The 25,182-nt window shown below is 73.9% G+C and carries 1 protein-coding gene (running past one end of the window); it reads right to left on the reverse strand.

Annotation, left to right across the window (positions count from 1 at the left end; genetic code table 11):
• Nucleotides 1-25,182 carry the 3' portion of a type I polyketide synthase gene (locus VA596_RS31695; protein WP_323331875.1) on the reverse strand. Its footprint extends 22,272 nt past the window's final position, so the window shows 25,182 of its 47,454 coding nt (coding positions 22,273-47,454); its start codon lies beyond the right edge, outside the window; the stop codon is at nucleotides 1-3.

Below are 25,182 nucleotides of genomic sequence, written 5' to 3' on the forward strand. Positions count from 1 at the left end.
TCAGGAGCGGCCCAGGTCCTTGTTGATGAACTCGAACAGTTCCTCGTCGGACGCGCCGTCGAAGACGCTCGCCGGGCTGTCCACCGCCTCCTCGTTCTCCCACTTGGCCAGCAGGGCCTGGACGCGGACCTTGACCTTGGCGCGGGTCAGCTCGTCCGTGGCGGCCGCCGACAGCACGGCCTCCAGCCGGTCCAGCTCGCCGAACACCGACGCGACGCCGTCCTCGCCGCCCAGCTCCCGGCCCAGGTGCGCGGCCAGGTCCTGCGGGGTCGGGTAGTCGAACACCAGCGACGCGGCCAGCTTCAGCCCGGTCCCGGCGGTCAGCCGGTTGCGGAGCTCGACCGCGGTCAGCGAGTCGAAGCCCAGCTCGGTGAACGCCTTGTCCGGCCCCACCGCGGCCGTGCCGCGGTGCCCGAGCACCAGCGCGACGTCGGTGCGGACCAGCTCCAGCAGCGTCCGCCGCCGTCCGGCCTCGTCCAGCTCCGCGAGCTTGCCGCGCAGCTCGGCGCCCGTGTCGGCCTCTTCGGCGACCTCCGCCTCGAGGACCGCCCGCACCTCCGGCAGGTCCGCGATGAAACTGTTCGGCCGCAGCGCGGTGAAGCCGGGCGCGAACTTCGCCCAGTCGACGTCGGCCACCGTGACCGCCGCCTCGCCGTGGTCGATCGCCTGGGTCAGCGCCGCGACGGCCAGGTTCGGGTCGAGCGCGGGGAGGCCGCGGCGACGCAGCTGCTCCTCGTGCTCCCCCTCGGCCGCCATGCCGCCGCCACCCCACGGGCCCCACGCGATCGACGTCGCGGCCAGGCCGCCCGCCCGCCGCCGCTGGGCCAGGGCGTCGAGGGCCGCGTTCGCCGCCGCGTACCCGGACTGGCCGCTGCCACCCCAGGTCGCCGCGACCGACGAGAACAGCACGAACGCGTCCAGCTCGCCGAACAACTCGTCCAGCGCGAGCGCGCCGGTCACCTTCGCGTCCACCACGGAGGCGAACTCCGCGACGCTGCTCGCCGCGATCGGCGTGCCCTGGCTGACGCCCGCGGCGTGCACGACCGCGCGCACCGGCTCGTCCAGCCCGCTGACCAGCGCGGCCAGCGCGTCCCGGTCCCCGACGTCGCACGCGGCGACGGTGACCTCGACGCCGGTCGCGACCAGCTCGGCCCGCAGCTCCTCGGCTCCCGGCGCGGCCGGGCCGCGCCGGCTGACCAGCACCAGGTGCTCGGCGCCGTGCTCGGCCAGCCACCGCGCCATCCGGGCGCCGAGACCGCCGGTACCGCCGGTGACCAGCACCGTGCCGCGTGGCTGCCACGGCTCGGACGCCGTCGTGGGCAACGGTGCCCGCGCCAGCCGCCGGGCGAAGACCCCCTCGGCCCGCACCGCGAGCTGGTCCTCCGCGCCGTCCCCGGCGAGCACGCCCGCCAGCAGTTCGGCGACGCGGTCGTCCAGCACCGCGGGCAGGTCGATCAGGCCACCCCAGCGGTCCGGGTGCTCCAGGGCCGCGACCCGGCCCAGGCCCCAGACCTCGGCACCGGCGATGTCGACGCCGTCGCCGTACACGGCGTCCCGGGTGACCGTCCACAAGGGAGCGTTGATCCCCGCCGCGCCGAGCGCCTGGATCAGCTCCAGGGTGCCCGCGACGCCGGTGGCGACCATGCCGTGCTCCGCGTGCGGCCGCGTGTCCACGGCCAGCAGCGAGAGCACCCCGGCCAGCGGGAGGCCGTCCTCGGTGAGGTTCGCGGTGCCGCGGACCGTGCGCACCTCGGCGCCGTGGGCCCGCAGCGCGTCGACGACCTGGCCGCACCACGCGGCCTCCGTCTCCGGCAGCACGACCAGCCAGCCGCCGGTGAACAACGGCGTCTCCGGCTCGGCCACCGCGGTCCAGGACACCCGGTACCGCCAGTCGTCCAGTGTGGACAGCTCACGACGTTGCCGCCGCCAGCCGGACAGCACCGGCAGGAGCGTGCCGAGCGACTCACGGTCGACGCCCGCCGGGAGCGTCCCGGCCAGCTCGTCGACGTCCTCGCGCTCGACGGCCGCCCAGAACCGGTCCTCGGCGGCGTCCCGCGGCGCGGGGGCGGCCACCGGCTCCGGCCAGTAGCGCTCGCGCTGGAACGGGTACGTCGGCAGCGCGACCACCCGGCCCGGCGTGAACAGCGCCGCCCAGTCCACGGCGACCCCGTGCACGTGGGCCGCGGCCACCGCGGTGAGCAGGGCCTCCGGCTCGGGACGCCCGCGCCGCAGGGCCGGCACCACCACGGGTGTGCCGCCGTCGACCGCGGCGCAGTCCTGCGCCATCGCCGTCAGCACGCCGTCCGGGCCGAGTTCGACCACAGTGGACACCCCGGCGGCGAACACCGCGCGGATGCCGTCGGCGAACCGGACCGCCGCGCGGACGTGGCGCACCCAGTAGTCCGCCGTGCGGAACTCGTCCGCCGTGACCGGCGCACCGGTCAAAGTGGACACCAGCGGAACCGTCGGCTCGTGGTAGTCCAGCCGCTGCGCGATCGCGGCGAACTCGGCCAGCATCGGCTCCATCCGCGGCGAGTGGAACGCGTGGCTGACGGTCAGCCGCTTCGTCTTGCGCCCCAGCGCGGCGAGCCGCGCCGCGACCTCGGCCACCGGTTCCTCGTCGCCGGCGATGACCACCGCGGCCGGGCCGTTGACCGCCGCGATCCCGACGACGTCCTCGAAGCCCGCCAGCAGCGGCAGGACCTCTTCCTCGGACGCCTGGACCGCGACCATCGCACCGCCCGAGGGCAGCTCCTGCATCAGCCGGCCGCGCGCGGCGACCAGCTCGACGGCGTCGGCCAGGGTGAGCACCCCGGCGACGTGCGCCGCGGCCAGCTCGCCGATCGAGTGGCCGACCAGGACGTCCGGCCGGACGTCCCAGCTTTCCAGCAGCCGGAAGAGCGCCACCTCCAGGGCGAACAGCGCGGGCTGGGTGTACACCGTGCGGTCGAGCAGGTCGTTCTCGGTGAACATGACCGTCCGCAGTGGAGTGTCCAACCGGGAGTCGAACGCGGCGCAGATCTCGTCGAGCGCCGCCGCGAACACCGGATGGGTCTCGTACAGCTCGCGGCCCATGCCGGCCCGCTGGCTGCCCTGTCCGGAGAAAGCGAACGCCAGGCCACCGGCCCGGGCCGTCCCGCTCGTGACGCCCGCCGCCGGAGCACCGGACGCGACCGCGTCCAGCCCGGCGAGCAGCTCGTCGCGATCGCTCGCGAGCACCACGGCGCGGTGCTCGAAGACGGACCGGGTGGTGGCCAGCGCGTAGGCCAGCTCCGCCGGTTCGCCGTCGTGGTCCCGCAGCCGGGACGCCTGCGCGGCGAGCGCGGCGGCGTCGTGGCCGGAGAGCACGACCGGCACCACGGCCGGACCCTGCACCTCAGGCAGGGCAACGGATTCCGGAGCCTGCTCGATGACGACGTGCGCGTTGGTGCCGCTGACGCCGAACGAGGAGACGCCGGCCCGGCGCGCACGGCCGGTCTCCGGCCACGCGCGCGGCTCGGTCAGCAGCTCGATCGCCCCCGCCGTCCAGTCCACCTGGGACGATGGCGCGTCGACGTGCAGCGTCTTCGGGAGCTGCCCGTGCTGCATGGCCAGCACCATCTTCATCACGCCCGCCACGCCGGCCGCGGCCTGCGTGTGCCCGATGTTGGACTTCAGCGAGCCCAGCAGCAACGGCGTCTCCCGGTCCTGGCCGTAGGTCGCCAGCAGCGCCTGCGCCTCGATCGGGTCGCCGAGCTTCGTGCCGGTGCCGTGCGCCTCGACCGCGTCGACGTCCGAAGTGGACAGACCGGCGGCGGACAGGGCCTGGCGGATCACCCGCTGCTGCGAGGGACCGTTCGGCGCGGTCAGTCCGTTGGACGCGCCGTCCTGGTTGACCGCGCTGCCGCGGACCACCGCGAGCACCGGGTGGCCGTTGCTGCGGGCGTCGGAAAGCCGTTCCAGCAGGAGCATTCCGGCGCCTTCACCCCAGCCGGTGCCGTCGGCGGCCTCGGCGAAGGACTTGCAGCGGCCGTTCATCGCGAGCCCGCGCTGGCGCGAGAACTCGACGAACACCCCCGGCGTCGACGTGACGATCACGCCGCCCGCAAGTGCCAGCGAACACTCACCGGCCCGCAGCGCCTGCGCCGCGAGGTGCAGGGCCACCAGCGAAGACGAGCACGCCGTGTCGACCGTGACGGCCGGGCCTTCGAGCCCGAAGGTGTAGGACAGCCGGCCGGAGACGACGCTCGCCGCGGTGCCGGTGGCCAGGTAGCCCTCGGCCTCCTCGGTGCCGGCGAGCAGCGTGCCGTAGTCCTGGCCGCTGGTGCCGGCGAACACGCCGGTCCGGCTGCCGCGCACCGACTGCGGGTCGATCCCGGCCCGCTCGAACGCCTCCCAGGTGATCTCGAGGAGCAGGCGCTGCTGCGGGTCCATGGCCAGTGCTTCCCGCGGGCTGATCCCGAAGAACGCCGGGTCGAACTCGCCCGCACCGGCCAGGAAACCGCCTTCGCGGATGTAACACGTGCCGCTGTGGTCGGGGTCCGGGTTGTAGAGCGCGTCCAGGTCCCAGCCGCGGTCCGCCGGGAACGGCGTGATCGCGTCCGTGCCCTCCGACACCAGCCGCCACAGGTCTTCCGGCGTCGTGACGCCACCCGGGAAGCGGCAGCTCATCGCCACGATGGCGATCGGGTCGTCGTCGATCGCGGTCGGTGCGATGACGTCGTCCGCTTCGTCGCCGCGCAGGTGCGCGGCGAGCACGGCCGGGGTCGGGTAGTCGAACACCAGCGTCGAGGGCAAGTTCTGCCCGGTCGCCGCGCTGACCCGCTTGGCCAGCTCGACCGCGGTCAGCGAGTCGAAGCCCAGCTCGCGGAACGGCAGGTCCGGTTCGACCTCGGCGGCCGAACGGTAGCCGAGCACGGCCGCCACTTCGGCGCGCACGAGGTCGAGCAGGGCCCGGGTGTCGCGCCGCTTCTTCTTGTCTATTGTGGACACTTCGGCCCGGCGGCGCGGGACGGTGACCAGACCGCGCAGCATCGGCGGCACTTCACCGGTCAGACTTGCCCGCAGGGCAGGCAGATCCAGCTTGATCGGCACGAGCACGGCATCCCTTGTGGACACTGCCGTGTCGAACAGCGCCATGCCGTCCGCGACGGACAGGGCCCCGATCCCGGCTTCGGTCATCCGCCGCAGGTCCGCGGCGGTGAGCCGGGCCGCCATGCTGCCGGCGCCGGACCACATGCCCCACGCCAGCGAGGTCCCCGGCAGCCCCGCGCTCCGGCGGCGCTGCATCAGCGCGTCGAGGAACACGTTCGCCGCCGCGTAACTCGCCTGCCCGGCCCCGCCGAGCACCCCGGCAGCCGAGGAGAAGACGACGAACGCCGTCAGCTCCCGGTCGGCGGTCAGCTCGTGCAGGTGCCAAGCCGCGTCGACCTTGGGCCGCAGCACGGTGGCGACCCGCTCCGGCGTCAGTGACGCCAGCATTCCGTCGTCGAGCACGCCCGCGGTGTGCACCACGGCGGTGAGGTCGGCGATCCCGTCGAGCAGGGCCGCCGCGGCTTCGCGGTCGGCGACGTCGCAGGCCACGACGTCCACCTCGGCACCCGCGGCGACCAGCTCTTCGGCCAGCTCGGCCGCACCCGGCGCGTCGGGCCCGCGGCGGCTGGTCAGCACCAGCTTGCGCACGCCCTGGGTCGTGACCAGGTGTTTCGCCAGCTCGGCGCCCAGCGCGCCGGTGCCGCCGGTGACCAGGACCGTGCCCTCGCCGATCTTCTTCGCTTCGGCGGGGACGGCCGCCCGCACCAGCCGCGGCGCGAACAGCTTCCCGTCGCGGGCGACGACCTGCGGTTCCCCGGTGGCGACGGCCGCGGCCACCGCGTCGGTGTCGTCGGTGTCGACCAGGACGAACCGGCCGGGCTGCTCGGACTGCGCCGAACGCACCAGGCCCCAGACCGCGGCACCCGCCAGGTCTTCCCCGGCGTCCGGTCCCGCCGCACCCTGCGTCACTACGACCAGCTTTTCGCCGGTCTGCAGCTTCGCGAGCACGTCGGCGACGATCCGGTGGACGTCCTCCGGGGACTCCCCGGCGGGCACCCGGTAGACCTCCTTGGCCTCACCGATCGGGCCCGCTTGGACGGGCACCCAGTCGATCCGGAACAGCGAGTCGACGGTCTTGACGGACTCCGCCGGCCGCAGCGTCACCGCGTCGGCAGTTACCACGGCCACGCCGTCGGCGTCGACCGCGTGCAGCGCGACGGTGTCGTCACCCAGGTCCGTCAGGCGAACCCGCAGGTCACGGGCACCCGAGGCGTGCAGCGCGAACCCGGACAGCGCGACCGGCGAGAGCCCGCCGAAAGCCGCGTCGAGCAGCGCCGGGTGCAGGCCGAACCGTCCGGGCTCGACACCTTCCGGCAACGACACCTCGACGACGTCCTCGTCCGTCCACTCGGGAACCTTCGGCGGCACGACCGCGAGCACACCCTCGGCGTGCCGGACCCACGGGCCACCGTCTTCCGGTCGCGAGTGGACGGTCACGTCCCGGCGGCCGGAGCCGTCCGGCTCGCCGACCCACACCTGCAGCTGGAGCGCCCCGCGCTCGGGGAGCACGAGCGGCGCGTCGACGGACAGTCGTTCGACCAGCCCGCAGCCCGCCTCGTCCGCGGCCCGTGAGACCAGCTCGGCGAAGACCGAGCCCGGCGCCGCGCCGCCCAGGAGCTGCGCGGACAGGCGCCCGGTGAGCAGGAACCCGTCACCGTCGGCCCGGGCCACCGCCGCCCGCAGCAGCGGGTGCCGGGTGGCGCCGAGGCCGGCCGCCGTGACATCGCCGCCCGTGCCCGTCTGCAGCCAGAAGCGCTGACGCTGGAACGGGTAGGTCGGCAGGTCGACCCGGCGCCGGGCGGCGGTGCCGAACACCGCGGCCCAGTCCGGTTCGACGCCGTGGACGTGCGCGCCGAGCACCGCGGTCAGCAGCGCCTCGGGCTCGGCGCGGCCGGCCCGCAGCGCCGGGACGAACTCGCCGTCGGCGCTCGCCTGGGCCAGCGCCGACAGCACGCCGTCCGGGCCCAGCTCCACGAAGACCGAGACGCCGCTCGCGGCGAGCGTCCGGACGCCGTCGGCGAACCGCACCGCCTCACGTACGTGCCGCACCCAGTAGTCCGCGGTGAACCGCGTCACCGGCTCGCCGGTGACGTTCGAGACGATCGGGACCGTCGGCGCCGCATAGGACAGCGTCTCCGCCACCGCCCGGAACTCGGCCAGCATCGGGTCCATCAGCGGCGAGTGGAACGCGTGGCTCACCGTGAGCCGCTTGGTCTTGCGGTCCTTGAACTGCTCGGCGACCGCGAGGACGGCGTCCTCGTCACCGGAGATGACCGTCGAGTCCGGGCTGTTCAGCGCGGCGATGCTCACCGCGGCCGACAGGTGGGGCGTGATTTCGTCCTCGGTGGCCTGGATGGCCACCATCGCGCCACCCTCGGGCAGCGCCTGCATCAACCGGCCCCGCGCGGCGACCAGCGTCACCGCGTCGGCCAGGGAAAGCACCTCGGCGACGTGCGCCGCGGCCAGCTCGCCGATCGAGTGCCCGGCCAGGAAGTCCGGCTGGAAACCGAAGTGCTCGAAGAGCCGGAACAGCGCCACTTCCAAGGCGAACAGGGCCGCCTGGGTGTAGGCGGTGCGGTCCAGCGGCTCGCCGTCCTCGAACAGCACCGTCCGCAAGGGACGGTCGAGGTGCGCGTCGAACTCGGCGCAGACCGCGTCCAGCGCGTCGGCGAAGACCGGGAAGGCGTCGTACAGCTCACGGCCCATGCCGGTCCGCTGGCTGCCCTGGCCGGTGAAGAGGAAGGCCAGCTGCCCGCGGTCACGGGCGACCCCGCTCAGTACGCCGGGTGCCGTGCCGTCCTCGGCCAGCGCGGTCAGCGCCGTCCGCAGGCCGTCAGGATCGGTGGCCAGCAGGGCCGCGCGGTGGTCGAGCGCGGACCGGGTCGTGGCCAGGGCGTACCCGAAGGCGTCCAGGTCCGGTGCGTCCGAGGCGGCCAGCGAAGCCGCCTGGGCCCGCAGCGCGGCGGCCGTCCGTCCGGAAAGGACGATCGGCACCGGCAGCGGCGACTCGACCACGTCGGCCGGTTCCTCGGCGGGGACGGCCTCGATGATCGCGTGCGCGTTGGTGCCGGAGACCCCGAACGCGGACACACCGGCCCGGCGCGGCGCACCGGTCTCGGGCCACGGGCGGGCCGCGGTGAGCAGCTCGACCGCGCCGGCCGTCCAGTCGACCTGCGTCGACGGCTCGTCGACGTGCAGGCTGGCCGGCAGCACCCCGTGCCGCATGGCCTGGACCATCTTGATCACGCCCGCGACACCGGCCGCGGACTGCGTGTGCCCGATGTTCGACTTCAGCGAACCGAGCCACAACGGCTCGGACCGGTCACGACCGTAGGTCGCCAGCAGCGCCTGCGCCTCGATCGGGTCGCCGAGCCGGGTGCCCGTGCCGTGCGCCTCGACCACGTCGACGTCCGATGTGGACAGACCGGCGTTGGCCAGCGCCTGGCGGATCACCTTCTGCTGCGCGGGACCGTTGGGGGCGCTGAGGCCGTTGGACGCGCCGTCGGAGTTCACCGCGGAGCCCCGCACGATCGCGAGGACCTGGTGACCGTTGCGCTGAGCGTCGGACAGCCGCTCCAGCAGGAGCAGGCCGACCCCCTCCGACCAGCCGGTGCCGTCCGCCGCCTCGGCGAAGGGCTTGCACCGGCCGTCCGCGGCCAGGCCGCGCTGCCGGGCGAACTCGACGAACCCGCCCGGGTCGGCCATCACGGCCACACCACCGGTGAGCGCCATCGAGCACTCGCCGGACCGCAGGGCCTGCGCCGCCCAGTGGAGCGCGACCAGGGACGACGAGCACGCGGTGTCGAGTGTGACCGCCGAGCCCTCGAGCCCGTAGGAGTAGGCCAGCCGTCCGGAAAGGACACTGCCGACGTTGCCGGTCAGCATGTGGCCCTCGACGCCGTCGGGCAGCTCACCGGCGCCCGCGCCGTACCCGGAGGCCGCCGCGCCGAGGAAGACCCCGGTGCGGGTGCCGCGCAGGGTCGCCACGTCGATGCCGGCGCGCTCGAAGACCTCCCACGACGTCTCCAGCAGCAGGCGCTGCTGGGGGTCCATCGCCAGGGCTTCGCGCGGACTGATGCCGAACAGGCCCGGGTCGAACTCGCCGGCGTCGTGGACGAAACCGCCTTCCTTGGTGTAGGTCGTGCCCGCGTGCTCCGGGTCCGGGTGGTACAGCGAGTCGAGGTCCCAGCCGCGGTCGGCCGGGAACGGCCCGATCGCGTCGTCACCGGCCGCGACCAGCCGCCAGAGGTCCTCGGGCGAGCGGACGCCGCCGGGGAACCGGCAGCCCATCGCGACGATCGCGATCGGCTCGTCGGACCCGGTGGTGACGACCGCGGTGGTGGTCGTTTCCGGCTCGGCGCCGAGCAGCTCGCCCAGCAGGAACGTGGTCAGGTCCAGGGGGGTCGGGTAGTCGAACACCAGGGTCGCGGGCAGCTTGAGCCCGGTGGCCGTGACCAGCCGGGTGCGCACCTCGACCGCGGTCACCGAGTCGAAGCCCAGCTCGCGGAACGCCCGGGCGGGCGGGACGGCGTCGGTGCCGGTGTGGCCCAGCACCGCGGCCGCCTCTGCGCGTACCAGGTCGAGCAGGACGCGCTTGCGTTCGGCCGCGGGGAGTTCGGCGAGGCGTCCGGCCAGTCCACTGTGGACTACTGCTGTCTCTTGGACGTCCAAAGCGGACACTTCGGGCAGGTCGGCGATCAGCGGACGCGCTCGCAGCGCCGTGAACGCGGGCGCGAACTTCGCCCAGTCCACGTCGGCGACCGCGAGGAACGTCTCGTCCGCGTCGAGGGCCTGCTGCAGTACCGAGATCGCCAGCTCCGGCGCCATCGGCCGCAGCCCGCGCCGGCGCATCTGCTCGCCGGCCTCGCCTTCGGCCATACCGCCCTCGGCCCACGCGCCCCACGCCACCGAAGTGGCCTTGGCACCGCGGGCGCGGCGCTGTTCGGCGAAGGCGTCGAGGAAGGCGTTGGCCGCGGCGTACGCGCCCTGGCCACCGCCGCCCCAGACCCCGGCGTTGGAGGAGAAGAGCACGAACGCGTCCAGCTCGGTGTCCGCGAGCGCCCGGTCCAGGTTGACCGCACCCGCGACCTTCGCGGCCGCGTTGACCGCGAGGTCTCCGGCGCCGGTCTCGGCCAGCGGCGGCGAGACCCCGACCCCGGCGGCGTGCAGCACCGCGGTGAACCGGTGCTCGGCGGTGAGGCGTCGCACCGCCTCGAAGTCGGCGACGTCACACGGGTCGACGGTGACCCGGGCGCCAAGGTTGGTCAGCTCCTCGACCAGCTCTTGTGCACCAGGCGAGCCAAGACCGCGACGGCTGGTGAGCACCAGGTGCTCCGCGCCGTTGCGGGCCAGCCAACGCGCGATCTGCGCACCGACCGCCCCGGTGCCCCCGGTGACGAGCACCGTGCCCCGCGGAGTCCAACCGGTGACCACGGGCCGCTCGGCGAGCGGAGCCCGCACCAGCCGGCGGGCGAAGACCCCGGACGGGCGCACCGCCACCTGATCTTCGTCGTGGTTGGCCAGCACCGCGACAACTCGGGCCGAGGCCCGCGAGTCGAGGTCTTCCGGCAGGTCGAGCAGGCCACCCCAGCGTTCGGGGTGCTCCAGCCCGGCGACCCGGCCAAGACCCCAGACCTGCGCCTGGACGGCCGAGGTCAGCCGATCGGACCGGCCCGCGGAGACAGCACCACGAGTGGCGAGCCACAGCGGAGCCGCAACGCCGTCGAGGGCGCGGATGAGCGCGGCGGTCAGAGCAAGCCCAGCCGGGACGACCGGGTGCTCGGGATCGGGCCGCTCGTCGAGCGCCAGGAGGGAGAGAACACCACGGAACTGCAGCGGCACGCCCGACTCCGCCGGAAGCGAGCCGGATGCATCGGCCGCCGAGAGGAGCGAGCTGGCGTCGGCCAATCCGCCCGACTCCACCGCGAGCGAACGGCCATCAGCCACCGCGCCGGAAGCCGCCGGGAGCGAGTCGGATGCAGCCACGCTGCCCGACTCCACCGCGATCGGCCGAGCGCCGGATGCATCAGCCGCAGCACTGGCCGCCGAGAGGAGCGAACCGACGTCGGGCGCCGTACCCGGTCCCGCCGGGAGCGGGTTAGCGCCGGATGCGTTAGTCGAGCCCACCGGAAGCGAACCGGGCGCGTCGGCAGCACTGACCGCGAGCGGGCCTGCACCGTGGGCGGCCAACAGCGCCGCCAGTTCCTCAGCCGACGTGCCCGGTTCGACCGGGACCACGTGCGGCCGGGCTCCATGGGCGGTCAGCAGCGTGGTGACCGCCTCGATCTCGGCGTGTGCACCTGCCGGGACCGGCACCAGCCAGTCGCCTTCCAACCCAGCCGCTGAGATGTCCAGCGAAGTCCACGCGATCCGGTACCGCCACTTGTCCACCGTGGACTTGTCGCGGCGGTTGCGGCGCCAAGTCGACAGCACCGGCAATGCCGCTCGCAGCGTCTCCTCGTCGGTACCGTCGATCTCCAACGCGGCCGCGACGGCGGCAGGGTCGTCGCTGTCGACGGCGTCCCAGAAGGAGCTGTCGGCGAATCCGTCACCCGTGGTGACCGTGTCGGCGAGTTCCGGCCAGAAGCGGCTGCGCTGGAACGCATACGTCGGCAGATCGATCCGACGGCCACCCGCGAACACCGTGTCCCAGGCCACCGTGGCACCACCGGTGTGGGCCTGGGCGAGCGAGGTGAGCACCCGGGCGAAGCCGCCCTGATCCCGGCGCAGGGTGCCGGTGACCGTCGCCGGGACACCCGCTTCCTCGAGGATGTCCTGCAGGCCGGCGGCGACCACCGGGTGCGGGCTGACCTCGACGAACACGTCGTGGCCGTGGCCGGCCAGCGCCTCGATCGCGTCGGTGAAGCGCACCGTCTGGCGCAGGTTCCGGTACCAGTACCCGGCGTCGAGGCCGGAATCCATCAGTGAGCCGGTCACCGTCGAGTAGAACGGGATCTCCGACGGGCGCGGGCGCACCGGGGCGAGCACGTTCAGCAGTTCCGTCTCCAGGGACGCGACGTGCGCCGAGTGGGACGCGTAGTCCACCGGGATCCGCTTCGCCCGGATTTCCTGCTCCTCGCAGCGGGCGAGGAACTCGTCCAGGGCATCCGCGTCGCCCGAGACCACGGTCGCCCGCGGCCCGTTGACGACGGCGATCGAGATCCGGTCGTCCCACGGCTCGATGGCGGCGGTGACCTCCTCCGGCGGGAGCGGCACGGAGACCATGCCGCCGCGTCCGGCCAGCGCGAGGATCGCCTTGCTGCGCAACGCGACCACCAGCGCACCGTCCTCAAGGGACAGTGCACCCGCGACCACCGCCGCGGCGATCTCACCCTGCGAGTGGCCGACCACCGCGGCCGGCTCGACGCCGTGGTGGCGCCAGACCGCGGCCAGCGAGACCATCATCGCCCACAGCGCGGGCTGCACGACGTCCACGCGTTCCAGCGGTTCGGCCGCACGCAGGACGTCCAGCAGGGACCAGTCGACGAACGGCGCCAGCGCCTCGGCGCATTCGGCCATCCGCGCAGCGAAGACCGGCGAGGTCTCCAGCAGCTCGACGGCCATCCGCGGCCACTGCGAACCCTGGCCCGGGAAGACGAACGCGACCTTCCCGGTGCCCGCCAGGCCGTGCACGGCGTTGGCCGGCTCCCCCGCGGCCAGCGCGGCGAGACCCGTGCGGGCCTCGTCGGCGTCCCGCGCGACCAGGACGCTCCGGTGCTCCATCCGGTGGCGGCTCTCGATCAGCGAGCGTGCGACATCCACCAAAAGCGGAGCATCCACCTCGAACAGGTCCAGCAGACGACCGGCCTGGGCGCGGACGCCGTCGGCCGTCTTCGCCGAAAGCACCAGGGGAGCCAGGACGTCTTCCTCCGCCGAGACCTCCACGACCGACGGAGGTGCCTGCTCGATGATCGTGTGCGCGTTGGTGCCGCTGAACCCGAACGACGACACCGCCGCCCGGCGCGGGCGGCCTGTCTCCGGCCAGGCCCGGGCCTCGGTGAGCAGTTCCACGGCGCCCGCGGTCCAGTCGATGTGCCCCGACGGCTCGGAGACGTGCAGCGTCTTCGGCAGGGTGCCGTGCCGCATCGCCATGACCATCTTGATGATGCCGCCGACGCCGGCCGCGGCCTGGCTGTGGCCGAGGTTCGACTTCAGCGAGCCGAGCCACAGCGGGTCGCCGACACGCTCGGCACCGTAGGTGGCCAGCAGGGCCTGCGCCTCGATCGGGTCGCCGAGTGACGTCCCGGTGCCGTGCGCCTCGACCGCGTCGACGTCCGAAGTGGACAGACCGGCGTCGGCGAGGGCCTGGCGGATCACGCGTTGCTGCGACGGACCGTTAGGGGCGGTCAAGCCGTTGGACGCGCCGTCCTGGTTGATCGCGGTACCGCGCACGACGGCGAGCACGGGATGCCCGTTGCGCTGGGCGTCCGAGAGGCGCTCCAGCAGGATCATGCCGGCGCCTTCGGCCCAGCCAGTGCCGTCGGCGTCCGCGGAGAACGCCTTGCAGCGGCCGTCCGGCGAAAGCCCGCGCTGCTTGCTGAACTCGATGAACGCGGCGGGCGTCGACATCACCGTGACGCCGCCGGCCAGGGCCATCGTGCACTCGCCGTTGCGCAGGGCCTGCGCCGCGAGGTGCAGCGCGACCAGCGAAGACGAGCACGCGGTGTCCACCGTGACCGCCGGGCCCTCGAGTCCGAAGTGGTAGGACAGGCGGCCGGTGACGACGCTGCCCGAGTTACCGGTGCCGAGGTGCCCGGCCACGTCGTCCTTCGACCGCTCGAGAAGGCTGACGTAGTCGTGGTACATCAGGCCGGCGAACACGCCGGTCCGACTGCCGCGCACGGCGTCCGGGTCGATTCCGGCCCGTTCGAAGACCTCCCAGGACGTCTCCAGCAGCATCCGCTGCTGCGGGTCCATCGCGAGGGCCTCACGCGGGCTGATCCCGAAGAACTCGGGGTCGAACTCGGTGACGTCGCGCAGGAATCCGCCGTGGCGGGTGTAGCTCGTGCCCGGCCGCGTGGAGTCGGGGTCGTACAGCGCATCGAGGTCCCAGCCGCGGTCCGCGGGCATCGGGCCGATCGCGTCCTGTTCGGACTCGACCAGCGCCCACAGCTGCTCGGGACTGGTGATGCCGCCCGGGAAGCGGCAGCTCATCGCCACGATGGCGATCGGCTCGTCGTCCCTTGTGGACACCGCCACGACGGCCTGCTCTTCGGTGCCGAACAGGCGTCCGACGATCTCCTCGGCCAGCGCCGACGGCGTCGGGTGGTCGAAGATCAGCGTCGCGGGCAGCCGCAGCCCGGTGGCCGCGTTGAGCCGGTTGCGCAGCTCGATCGCGGTCAGCGAGTCGAAGCCCAGCTCGGTGAACGCCCGGGTCGCGCCGACGGCGGCGGCCGAGGCGAACCCGAGCACCGCGGCGACCTCGTCGCGGACCAGGTCGAGGACCCCGTCCTGGCTCAGCCGCGAACCGGTCACGGCGACCGCGGTCCGCCGCAGCGGGGCGGTCACCAGGCCGCGCAACAGCGGCGGCACCTGGCCGGACGCCCGCACGGCGGCGAGGTCCAGCCGGATCGGCACCAGTACGGCGTCCTCCGTGGACAGTCCGGCGCCGAACAGTGCGAGACCGTCCTCGGTGGACAGTGCGGCGACACCCGCACCGGCGAGCCGGTCCAGGTCCGTGTCGCCGAGGTGCCCGGCCATGCTCGTGCCGGTCGCCCACAGGCCCCAGGCCAGCGACGTCGCGGGCAGCCCGGCCGCCCGGCGCTGGGTGGCCAGAGCGTCGAGGAACGCGTTGGCCGCGGCGTAGTTGCCCTGCCCCGCGCCGCCGAACACGCCGGCCGCGGAGGAGAACAGCACGAACGCGTCGAGGTCCGAGGTCAGCTCGTGGAGGTTCCACGCGGCGTCGACCTTCGGCCGCAGCACCGCGTCGAGCCGCTCGGACGTCAGCGACGACAGCACGCCGTCGTCGAGGACACCGGCCGCGTGCACCACGGCCTTGAGGTCGGTGATCCCGGCCAGCAGCGCGGCCAGGGCGTCGCGGTCGGCCGCGTCGCAAGCCACGATGTCGACCTCGGCACCGGCGGTGACCAGCGCGTTCCGCAGTTCCGCGGCACCCGGGGCGTCCGGGCCACGGCGGCTGGTCAGCACCAGCCGCCGCACGCCGCACTCGGTGACCAGGTACTCCGCCACGGCGGCGCCGAGCGCGCCGGTGCCGCCGGTGAGCAGGACCGTGCCGTCGGTGGTGAACGCCGGTGCGGACAACACCGTCGCCCGGGCCAGCCGCGGCGCGTACAGCTTGCCGTCGCGGACCGTCACCTCGGGCTCACCCGAAGTCAGCGCGGCCCGCAGGTCTTCAGGCCCAGCGAGATCGCCCAGGCTGACCAGCGCAAACCGGTCCGGGTGCTCGGTACGGGCCGAGCGAACCAGGCCGTGGACGGCGGCCGCGGCGAGGCCGGCGCCCCGCGTGACGACCGCGAGCCGCGCGTCTTCCGGCTTGGTCAGCCAGTCCTGCAGGACGGCCAGGACGCGGTGGGTGGCCGCGCGGACGTCGTCCGGCGTGTCACCGGTGCCGGTCTGGTCGTACACCTCCCAGTCCGTTGTGGACTGTCCACTGGGGACCTCCACCTGGTTGATCCGGAACAGCGATTCGGGCCGCTTCGCGAGGTCCTCCACCGCCATCGGACGCAGCACCAGCGTCTCGGCCGACACCACGACCGCGCCGGACTCGTCGGCGGCGGTCAGCGACACCGCGTCCGGACCCGCCTTCGCCAGCCGGACCCGCAGCGTGCGGGCCCCTTCGGCGTGCAGGCCGACACCCGCCCACGAGAACGGCAGGCGCGCCCGGTCGTCGTCGAGCAGGTCGCCCAGGCCGACCGCGTGCAGGGCCGCGTCGAGCAGCGCCGGGTGCACGCCGAAGCCGGTGACCTCGACGTCCTCGGGCAGGCTGACCTCGGCGAACACCTCGCCGTCACGCTGCCAAGCCGCGGTCAGGCCCTGGAACGCCGGGCCGTACCCGAAGCCGGCGGCGGCCAGGTCGTCGTACCGCGTGCCGACGTCGACCGGATGCGCGGCAGGCGGCCACTCGGCGAGCGTCTCCGGGACGACCGGAAGGTCAACAGCGAGCAGACCGTCGGCGTTGCGGGTCCACGGCAGGTCGGCCGCGTCTTCGGCCCGCGAGTACAGCGTCAGCTCGCGGCGCCCGGCCGCGTCCGCCGTGCCGACCCAGAGCTGGACCTGCACCGCGCCGCGCTCGGGGAGCACCAGCGGGGCCTCGATGGTCAGCTCCTCGACCTGGCGGCAGCCGGCGAGGTCGGCCGCGCGCACCGCCAGCTCGACGAACGCCGTGCCCGGCACGAGGATCGCGCCGCCCACCGCGTGCTCGGCCAGCCACGGGTGGGTCTGCGTGGAGAGGCGGCCGGTGAGCAGGAAGCCGTCACCGTCGGCGCGGCTGACCGCCGCACCCAGCAGCGGGTGCTCCGCCGCACCCAGGCCGAGACCGGTGGCGTCGCCCGTGGTGGTGCCCGGCCGCGGCCAGTACCGCACCCGCTGGAACGGATAGGTCGGCAGGTCCACCTGCGCGGCCACCGGGTAGAGCGCCGTCCAGTCGACGGCCGTGCCGTGGACGTGGGCCTCGGCCAGCGCCGTGACCAGCGTGTCCGGCTCCGGACGGCCCTTGCGCAGTGCGGGCGCGAAGGTCGCGTCCGGCAGGAGCTCGCGGCCGAGCGCGGACAGCACGCCGTCCGGGCCCAGCTCGACGAACGTCGTGACCCCGGCGGCTTCCAGGGTCCGGATCGCGTCGGTGAACCGGACGGCGTTGCGGACCTGGCCGACCCAGTAGTCCGGAGTGGACGGTTCGGCCGTCCCGCCCGTGGTGACCAGCGGGATCCGCGGCTCGTGGTAGGTCACCGTCTCGGCGACGGCGCGGAAGTCGTCCAGCATCGCGTCCATGTGGGGCGAGTGGAACGCGTGGCTCACGGTGAGCCGCTTGGTCTTGCGGTCCTTGAACTGCGCCGCGATGGCCAGCACCGCGTCCTCGTCTCCGGAGACCACAGTGGACTCGTCGCCGTTGAGGGCCGCGATGCTCACACGGTCGGTCAGCAACGGCGTGATCTCGGCTTCGGTCGCCTGGATCGCGACCATCACGCCACCCGCCGGGAGCGCCTGCATGAGACGGCCGCGAGCAGAGACCAGGCGCACCGCGTCGGCCAGCGAGAACACTCCGGCCACGTGGGCGGCGGCCAGCTCGCCGATCGAGTGGCCGGCCAGCTGGCTCGGTGTGACGCCGAAGCTCTCGAAGAGCCGGAACAACGCCACTTCCAGCGCGAACAGGTTCGCCTGGGCGTACTGCGTCTCGTCGACGTCACCGCCGTCGAGGTCGAAGTCGAACTCGGCGCGCACCGCGTCGAACGCCGCCGCGAACACCGGGAACTTCTCGTACAGCTCGCGGCCCATGCCGGCCCGCTGGCTGCCCTGGCCGGTGAAGAGGAACGCCGTGCCGCCGTCGGTGACTTCACCGGTGACGGCACCGGCGAGCCCTTCCAGACCCGCCGGGTCAAGGACGACCGCGCGGTGCTCGAACAGCGAGCGCCGGGTGACGAGCGCCGAACCCAGCTCGACGGCGTCCACTGTGGTCAGCGCGGTGCGCAGCCGTCCGGCCTGCTCCCGCAGGGCTTCCGGCGTCCGCGCCGAGAAGACCAGCGGCGTGACGACCGGAGCCGGCACCTCGACCGCCTCCGAAGCCGGGGCCTGCTCGATGATCACGTGCGCGTTGGTGCCGCTGAACCCGAACGACGAGACGCCGGCCCGGCGGGTCCGGCCGGTGTCCGGCCACTCCCGCGTCTCGGTCAGCAGCTCGACCGCGCCGGATGCCCAGTCGACGTGCGGCGACGGCTCGGTGACGTGCAGCGTCTTGGGCAGGACGCCGTTGCGCAGCGCCTGCACCATCTTGATCACGCCGCCGACACCCGCGGCCGCCTGGCTGTGGCCGATGTTCGACTTCAGCGAGCCCAGCCACAGCGGGTCACCCGCACGCTCGGCGCCGTAGGTGGCCAGCAGGGCCTGCGCCTCGATCGGGTCGCCCAGCGACGTCCCCGTGCCGTGTGCTTCCACCGCATCGACGTCCGAAGTGGACAGACCGGCGTCGGCAAGCGCCTGGCGGATAACACGTTGCTGCGACGGGCCGTTCGGCGCGGTCAGACCGTTGGACGCGCCGTCCTGGTTGATCGCACTGCCGCGGACCACTGCGAGCACCGGGTGACCGTTGCGCTGAGCGTCGGAGAGGCGCTCCAGCAGGATCATGCCCGCACCCTCGGACCAGCCCGTGCCGTCCGCGTCGGCGGAGAACGCCTTGCAGCGGCCGTCGGCCGAGAGCCCGCGCTGGCGCGAGAACTCCAGGAACGCGCCCGGCGTCGCCATCACCGTGGCGCCACCGGCCAGAGCCATCGTGCACTCGCCGTGACGCAGCGCCTGGACCGCCCAGTGCAGGGCGACCAGCGACGACGAGCACGCCGTGTCGATGGTGACCGCCGGGCCCTCGAGCCCGAAGGTGTAGGACACGCGGCCGGAGGCGACGCTGCCCGCGTTGCCGGTACCGAGGTGGCCGACGTAGTCCTCCGGCGCGGCCTCGAGGAGGTTGGCGTAGTCGTGGTACATGATCCCGGCGAACACGCCGGTCCGGCTGCCGCGCAACGCTTCCGGCGCGATGCCGGCGCGTTCGACGGCCTCCCACGACGTCTCCAGCAGCAACCGGTGCTGCGGGTCCATCGTGATCGCTTCCCGCGGCGAGATGCCGAAGAACTCGGGGTCGAAGTTCGCCGCGTCACGCAGGAACCCGCCTTCGCGGGCGTAGCTCGTGCCGACGTGGTCGGGGTCCGGGTGGTACAGCCCTTCGACGTCCCAGCCGCGGTCGGCAGGGAACGGCGTCATGCCGTCCACGCCCCGGGCGACCAGATCCCACAGCTCTTCCGGAGTCGTGACGCCGCCGGGGAAGCGGCAGCTCATCGCGACGATGGCGATCGGTTCATCGACGGCCAGCACGGTGTTGACCTCGGCCGGACCGTCCACTCCGAACAGTTCGTTCCCGAGGTAGGCGGCCAGGGCGTCCGGGGTCGGGTAGTCGAAGATCAGCGTGGCGGGCAGTCGCAGGCCGGTTGCCGTGTGCAGCTTGTTGCGCAGTTCGATCGCGGTGAGCGAGTCGAAGCCCAGCTCGGTGAACGTCCGCGCGGCGCCGACCGCGTCCGCCGAAGCGAACGCGAGCACCTGCGCGACCTCGGTGCGGACCAGGTCGACGAGCGCCCGTTCACGCTCGGCCGAGGCCAGCGCGCCGAGCCGTTGCTCCAGCGACGCGGTGACGGTCGAGACCGCGGCCCGCCGCTTCGGCGCGGGCACGAGCCCCCGCAGCAACGACGGCACGGCACCCCGGGCCCGGATCGCGGCCAGGTCCAGCCGCACCGGCACCAGCGCGGCGTCCCCTGTGGACAGTGCGGCGTCGAACAACGTCATGCCGTCCTCGGTGGACAGTGCGCCGATGCCGGCGGCGGACATCCGTCGCAGGTCGGCCTCGGCCAGGTCGGCGGCCATGCTGTCGTCGCCGGCCCAGAGGCCCCACGCCAGCGAGGTCGCGGCCTGCCCAGCCGCGTGCCGGCGGTGCGCCAGCGCGTCCAGGTAGGCGTTCGCGGCCGAGTAGCTGCCCTGGCCCGCGCCGCCGAACACCCCGGAGGCCGAGGAGAACAGCACGAACAGGGACGCGTCGCCGGCCAGCTCGTGGAGGTTCCACGCGGCGTCGACCTTCGGCCGCAGCACGGCGTCGACACGCTCGGGGGTGAGCGACGCCAGCACGCCGTCGTCGAGGACGCCGGCCGCGTGCACCACGCCGGTCACCGGGTGCTCGGCCAGCAGCGCGGCCAGCGCGTCCCGGTCCGCGACGTCGCAGGCCGCGACGGTGACGTCCGCGCCGAACCCGGTCAGCTCGGCGGTCAGGTCGGCCAGGGAGTCCGCGGTGGCGGACCGGCTGACCAGCAGCAGGTGCCGAGCGCCGCCTTCGGCGAGCCGGCGGGCGAAGACCGCACCGAGCGCGCCCGTCGCGCCGGTGACCAGCACCGTTCCGTCGAACGCCGCGGGCTCGTGGTCGGCGACCGCGGCCCGCGCCAGCCGCGGCGCGAGCACTGCTCCGCCGCGAACGGCGAGTTGCGGTTCGCCCGAGGTGAGGACGCCTGGCAGCTCGGCCAGGTCGGCCGCCGCGTCGAGGTCGACCAGCGTGAACCGGCCGGGCTGCTCGGCCTGGGCCGCGCGGACCAGGCCCCAGACGGCGGCACCGGCGAGGTCCGGCTCGTCGCCGTCCAGCACCGCGGCCGCGCCGCGGGTGACGACGGCCAGCCGGCCGTCCAGGTCGGCCTGCCGCTGGAGCGCGTCGAGCACGAGGTGCACGGCCGCGCGGACCTCTTCTGGGGTTTCCCCGCGCGGCACCAGCAGCACCGGGGTGTCCGGGTCGGTGTCGGCGGGCACGGCGACGGCCGTCCAGTCCACTGTGTACAGCGACTGGCGGACGACGTCGTCGACCGGAACGCCCGAAACCGGGCGCAGGGAAAGGGTTTCGACCGACAGCACCGGCTCGCCGGCGGTGTCGGCGGCGTGCACGGACACCGCGTCGGCACCCGCGACCGCCAGCCGGACCCGCAGCGTGCGGGCGCCGGTGGCGTGCAGCGTGACGCCGGACCAGCTGAACGGCAGCCGCGCCGTGCCGGTGTCCTCGACGAACGCGCCGAGCCCGACCCCGTGCAGGGCCGCGTCGAACAGCGCCGGGTGCAGGCCGAACCCGGTGACGTCGGTGTCGTCCGGCAGCGTGACCTCGGCGAACACCTCGCCGTCCCGTCGCCAGGCCGTGGTCAGGCCCTGGAACACCGGGCCGTAACCGAGCCCGCCGGCCAGGAGACCTTCGTACAGCGCGGAAACGTCGACCGGTTCGGCGCCGGACGGCGGCCACTCGGCCACGAACGGCGTCGCGGCGATCGCGCCGGGAGCCAGCTCGCCGGTGGCGTGGCGCACCCAGGGCGCGTCGCCGACGCGGGAGTGCACGACGAGCGAACGGTGGCCCGCCTCGTCTTCGGCACCGAGCGAGACCTGCACGACCACGCCTTCGGCCGGGACGGCCAGCGGGGCCTCGAGGACCAGTTCCTCGAGGCGGTCACAGCCGGCCGGCTCGCCGGCGTGCAGCGCCAGGTCGGCGAAGGCCGTCCCGGGCAGCACGACGACGTCGCGCACGGTGTGCTCGGCCAGCCACGGGTGGGACTTGAGCGAGAGCCGCCCGGTGAGCAGGAACCCGCCGTCGTCGGCCCGGGCGACGGCCGCGCCCAGCAGCGGGTGGTCCGCCGCGCCGAGGCCGGCCGCGGTCAGGTCGCCGGTACGGGTGCCGGGCTTCGGCCAGTACAGCTCGCGCTGGAAGGCGTAGGTCGGCAGGTCGACGTGCCGGCCGGCGCCGCCGAGGACGGTGGCCCAGTCGACGTCGGCGCCGTGGGCGTGCGCCGTCCCGAGCGCGGTGACGGCGGTCAGCGCCTCCGGCCGGCCCTTGCGCAGGGCCGGGACGAAGGTCGCGTCGGGGACGATCTCCTGGCCGAGCGCGGACAGCACGCCGTCCGGGCCCAGCTCGACGAACGTCGTGACGCCCTGGGCCGCGGCCGTGCGGACGCCGTCGAGGAAGCGGACGGCCTCCCGGACGTGCTGCACCCAGTAGTCCGCGTCGAACTCGGTGACCAGCTCGCCGGTCACGTTCGAGACGATCGGGACGACCGGCTGACCGTAGGACAGCGACTCGGCTATCCCGCGGAACTCGTCGAGCATCGGGTCCATCAGCGGCGAGTGGAACGCGTGGCTCACCTTGAGCCGCTTGGTCTTGCGGCCCTTGAACTTCCGGGCGACCGCTCGCACGGCCTTCTCGACGCCGGAGATCACGGTGGAGTCCGGGCCGTTCAGCGCGGCGATGCTCACCGCGTCCGAGAGGTGTGGCGTGATCTCGTCCTCGGTGGCCTGGATGGCCAGCATCGCGCCGCCTTCCGGCAGCGCCTGCATGAGCCGGCCACGCGCCGACACCAGCGTCACGGCGTCGGACAGCGACAGCACGCCCGCGACGTGCGCGGCCGCCAGCTCGCCGATCGAGTGGCCGACCAGCACGTCCGGCCGCAGGCCCCACGACTCGTAGAGCCGGAACAGCGCGACTTCCAGGGCGAACAGGGTCGCCTGGGTGTACTGCGTCCGGTCGATGTCCCCGTCGAGATCCAGTTCGGCGGCGATCGCGTCGAACGCGGCCGCGAACACCGGGTAGGTCTCGTACAGCTCGCGGCCCATACCGAGCCGCTGGCTGCCCTGACCGGTGAACAGGAACGCCGTCCCACCCGATCCGGCCTCGACGGCCTCGGCCGTGGCCAAGCCGGTCAGCAGCTCGTCAGGACCGGTGCCGGTGATCACCGCACGGTGCTCGAAGCGCGTGCGGACGTGCAGCGAGGCCGCGACGTCCGCCGGCTCGAACCCGGCCGCCAGGTGCTCACGCAGCCGCGCGGCCTGCTCGGCCAGCGCCGCCGGCGACTTCGCCGACAGCACCAGCGGGACCACCGCCGGCGCCGGGACCTGCGGCTTCGGCGCGGGTTCCGGGGCCTGCTCGATGATCGCGTGGGCGTTGGTACCGCTGAAGCCGAACGACGACACCGCCGCGCGGCGCGCCCGGCCGGTCACCGGCCAGGCCCGCGCCTCGGTCAGCAACTCGACCGCGCCCGACGCCCAGTCGACGTGCGGCGACGGCTCGTCGGCGTGCAGGGTCTTGGGCAGTTCGCCGCTGCGCAGCGCCATGACCATCTTGATCACGCCGCCGACACCCGCGGCCGCCTGGCTGTGGCCGATGTTCGACTTCAGCGAGCCGAGCCACAGCGGGTCGCCGGTGCGCTCGGCACCGTAGGTCGCGAGAAGCGCCTGCGCCTCGATCGGGTCGCCCAGCGACGTCCCGGTGCCGTGTGCTTCGACGGCGTCCACATCGGACGGTGCGAGACCCGCGTTGGCCAGGGCCTGCCGGATCACCCGCTGCTGCGAGGGACCGTTTGGCGCGGTCAGGCCGTTCGAAGCGCCGTCCTGGTTGATCGCGCTACCGCGCACGACCGCCAGTACCGGGTGACCGTTGCGCTGGGCGTCGGAGAGACGCTCCAGCAGGATCATGCCCGCACCCTCGGACCAGCCCGTGCCGTCGGCGTCCGCGGAGAACGCCTTGCAGCGGCCGTCGGCGGCGAGGCCGCGCTGGCGCGAGAACTCGATGAACGCGTTCGGCGTCGCCATGACCGTCACACCACCGGCGAGCGCCATGGTGCATTCGCCGTTGCGCAGCGCCTGAAGGGCCCAGTGCAGAGCGACCAAAGAGGACGAACACGCGGTGTCCACCGTGACCGCCGGGCCTTCCAGCCCGAAGGTGTAGGCGACCCGGCCGGAGGCGATGCTGCCCGCGTTGCCGGTGCCCAAGTGGCCTTCGTAGTCCTCGTCCGCGCCGTCGAGCAGCGCGGAGTAGTCGTGGTACATCACACCGGCGAAGACGCCGGTCTTGCTGCCGCGCAACGCTTCCGGCGCGATGCCGGCGCGTTCGAAGGCCTCCCACGACGTCTCCAGCAGCAACCGGTGCTGCGGGTCCATCGTGACGGCCTCGCGCGGCGAGATCCCGAAGAACACCGGGTCGAAGCCGCCCGCGTCGTGCAGGAACCCGCCTTCACGCGAGTAGCTGGTGCCGGGGTGGTCGGCGTCCGGGTGGTACAGCGCGTCGAGGTCCCAGCCGCGGTTGTCCGGGAACGTCGTGATGGCGTCCCCGCCGGCCGCGACGAGGTTCCACAGCTGCTCGGGGGTCGTGACGCCGCCGGGGTACCGGCAGCTCATCGCGACGATCGCGATCGGGTCGTCCGAGCCGGTGGCCGCGACGAAGACGGCTGTGTCATTGCCGCCGAACAGTTCGGTGTGGACGTGCCCGGCGAGCGCGTCCGGGGTCGGGTAGTCGAACACCAGCGTCGCGGGCAGCCGCAGGCCGGTGGCCGCGTGCAGGCGGTTGCGCAGCTCGATCGCGGTGAGCGAGTCGAAACCGGCGTCGCGGAACGCCTTGGCCGGGTCGACCTCGTCGCCCGAGTCGTACCCGAGCACGCCCGCGACCTCGCCGCGGACCAGCGTCACCAGCCGGTCGAGCTGCTCGCCCGCGGCCAGCCCGGACAGGGTTTCGGCGAACGCCCCGGCCGCGCCGGTCGTCGCCGCGACCCGCCGCGCCGGAGCGCGGACCAGGCCGCGCAGCAGCGGCGGAATCTCACCGGTGGCGGCGCGAATGGCCGCCGGGTCGAGGTGCACCGGCAGCAGGACCGCGCGGTCCGTCGCCAGCGCCGCGTCGAACAGCGCCAAGCCGTCCTCAGTGGACAGTGGTGCGGTGCCCGCCCGAACGAGCCGGGCGACGTCGGCTTCGCTGAGGCTGCCTGCCATGCCGCCATCCCACAGGCCCCAGGCCAGGGACGTCGCCGGCAGCCCGGCCGCGCGCCGCTGCTCGGCGAGCGCGTCGAGATAGGCGTTCGCCGCGGCGTAGTTCGCCTGGCCCGCACCGCCGAACGTCCCGGCGACCGAGGAGAACAGGACGAACGCGTCGAGGTCGGAGGTCAGGTCGTGCAGGTTCTGCGCCGCGTCGGCCTTGGCGGCCAGCACGGCCGCGAGGCGTTCAGGCGTCAGGGATTCGACGAGGCCGTCGTCGAGGACACCGGCGCTGTGCACGACCGCGGTCACCCGGTGACCGGACAGCAGGGCCGCGAGAGCGTCACGGTCGGCGACGTCGCAGGCGGCGAGCGTCACCGTGGCGCCGAGGTTCTCCAGTCGTTCGACGAGTTCGGTCGCGCCGGGCGCGTCCGCGCCGCGACGGCTGGTGAGCAGCAGGTCCCGGACGCCGTGCCGGGTGACCAGGTGCTCGGCGAACAGCGCGCCGAGCGCCCCGGTACCGCCGGTGACCATGACGGTGCCGTCTCCGAAGTGGACGTCCGTTTCGGACAGTGCGGCCCGCGCGAGCCGGGGTGCGGTGAGCACGCCATCGCGGACCGCGATCTGCGGTTCGCCGGTGGCCAC

It is taken from the genome of Amycolatopsis heterodermiae (assembly GCF_034929455.1).
In the GTDB taxonomy this organism is placed as follows: domain Bacteria; phylum Actinomycetota; class Actinomycetes; order Mycobacteriales; family Pseudonocardiaceae; genus Amycolatopsis; species Amycolatopsis heterodermiae.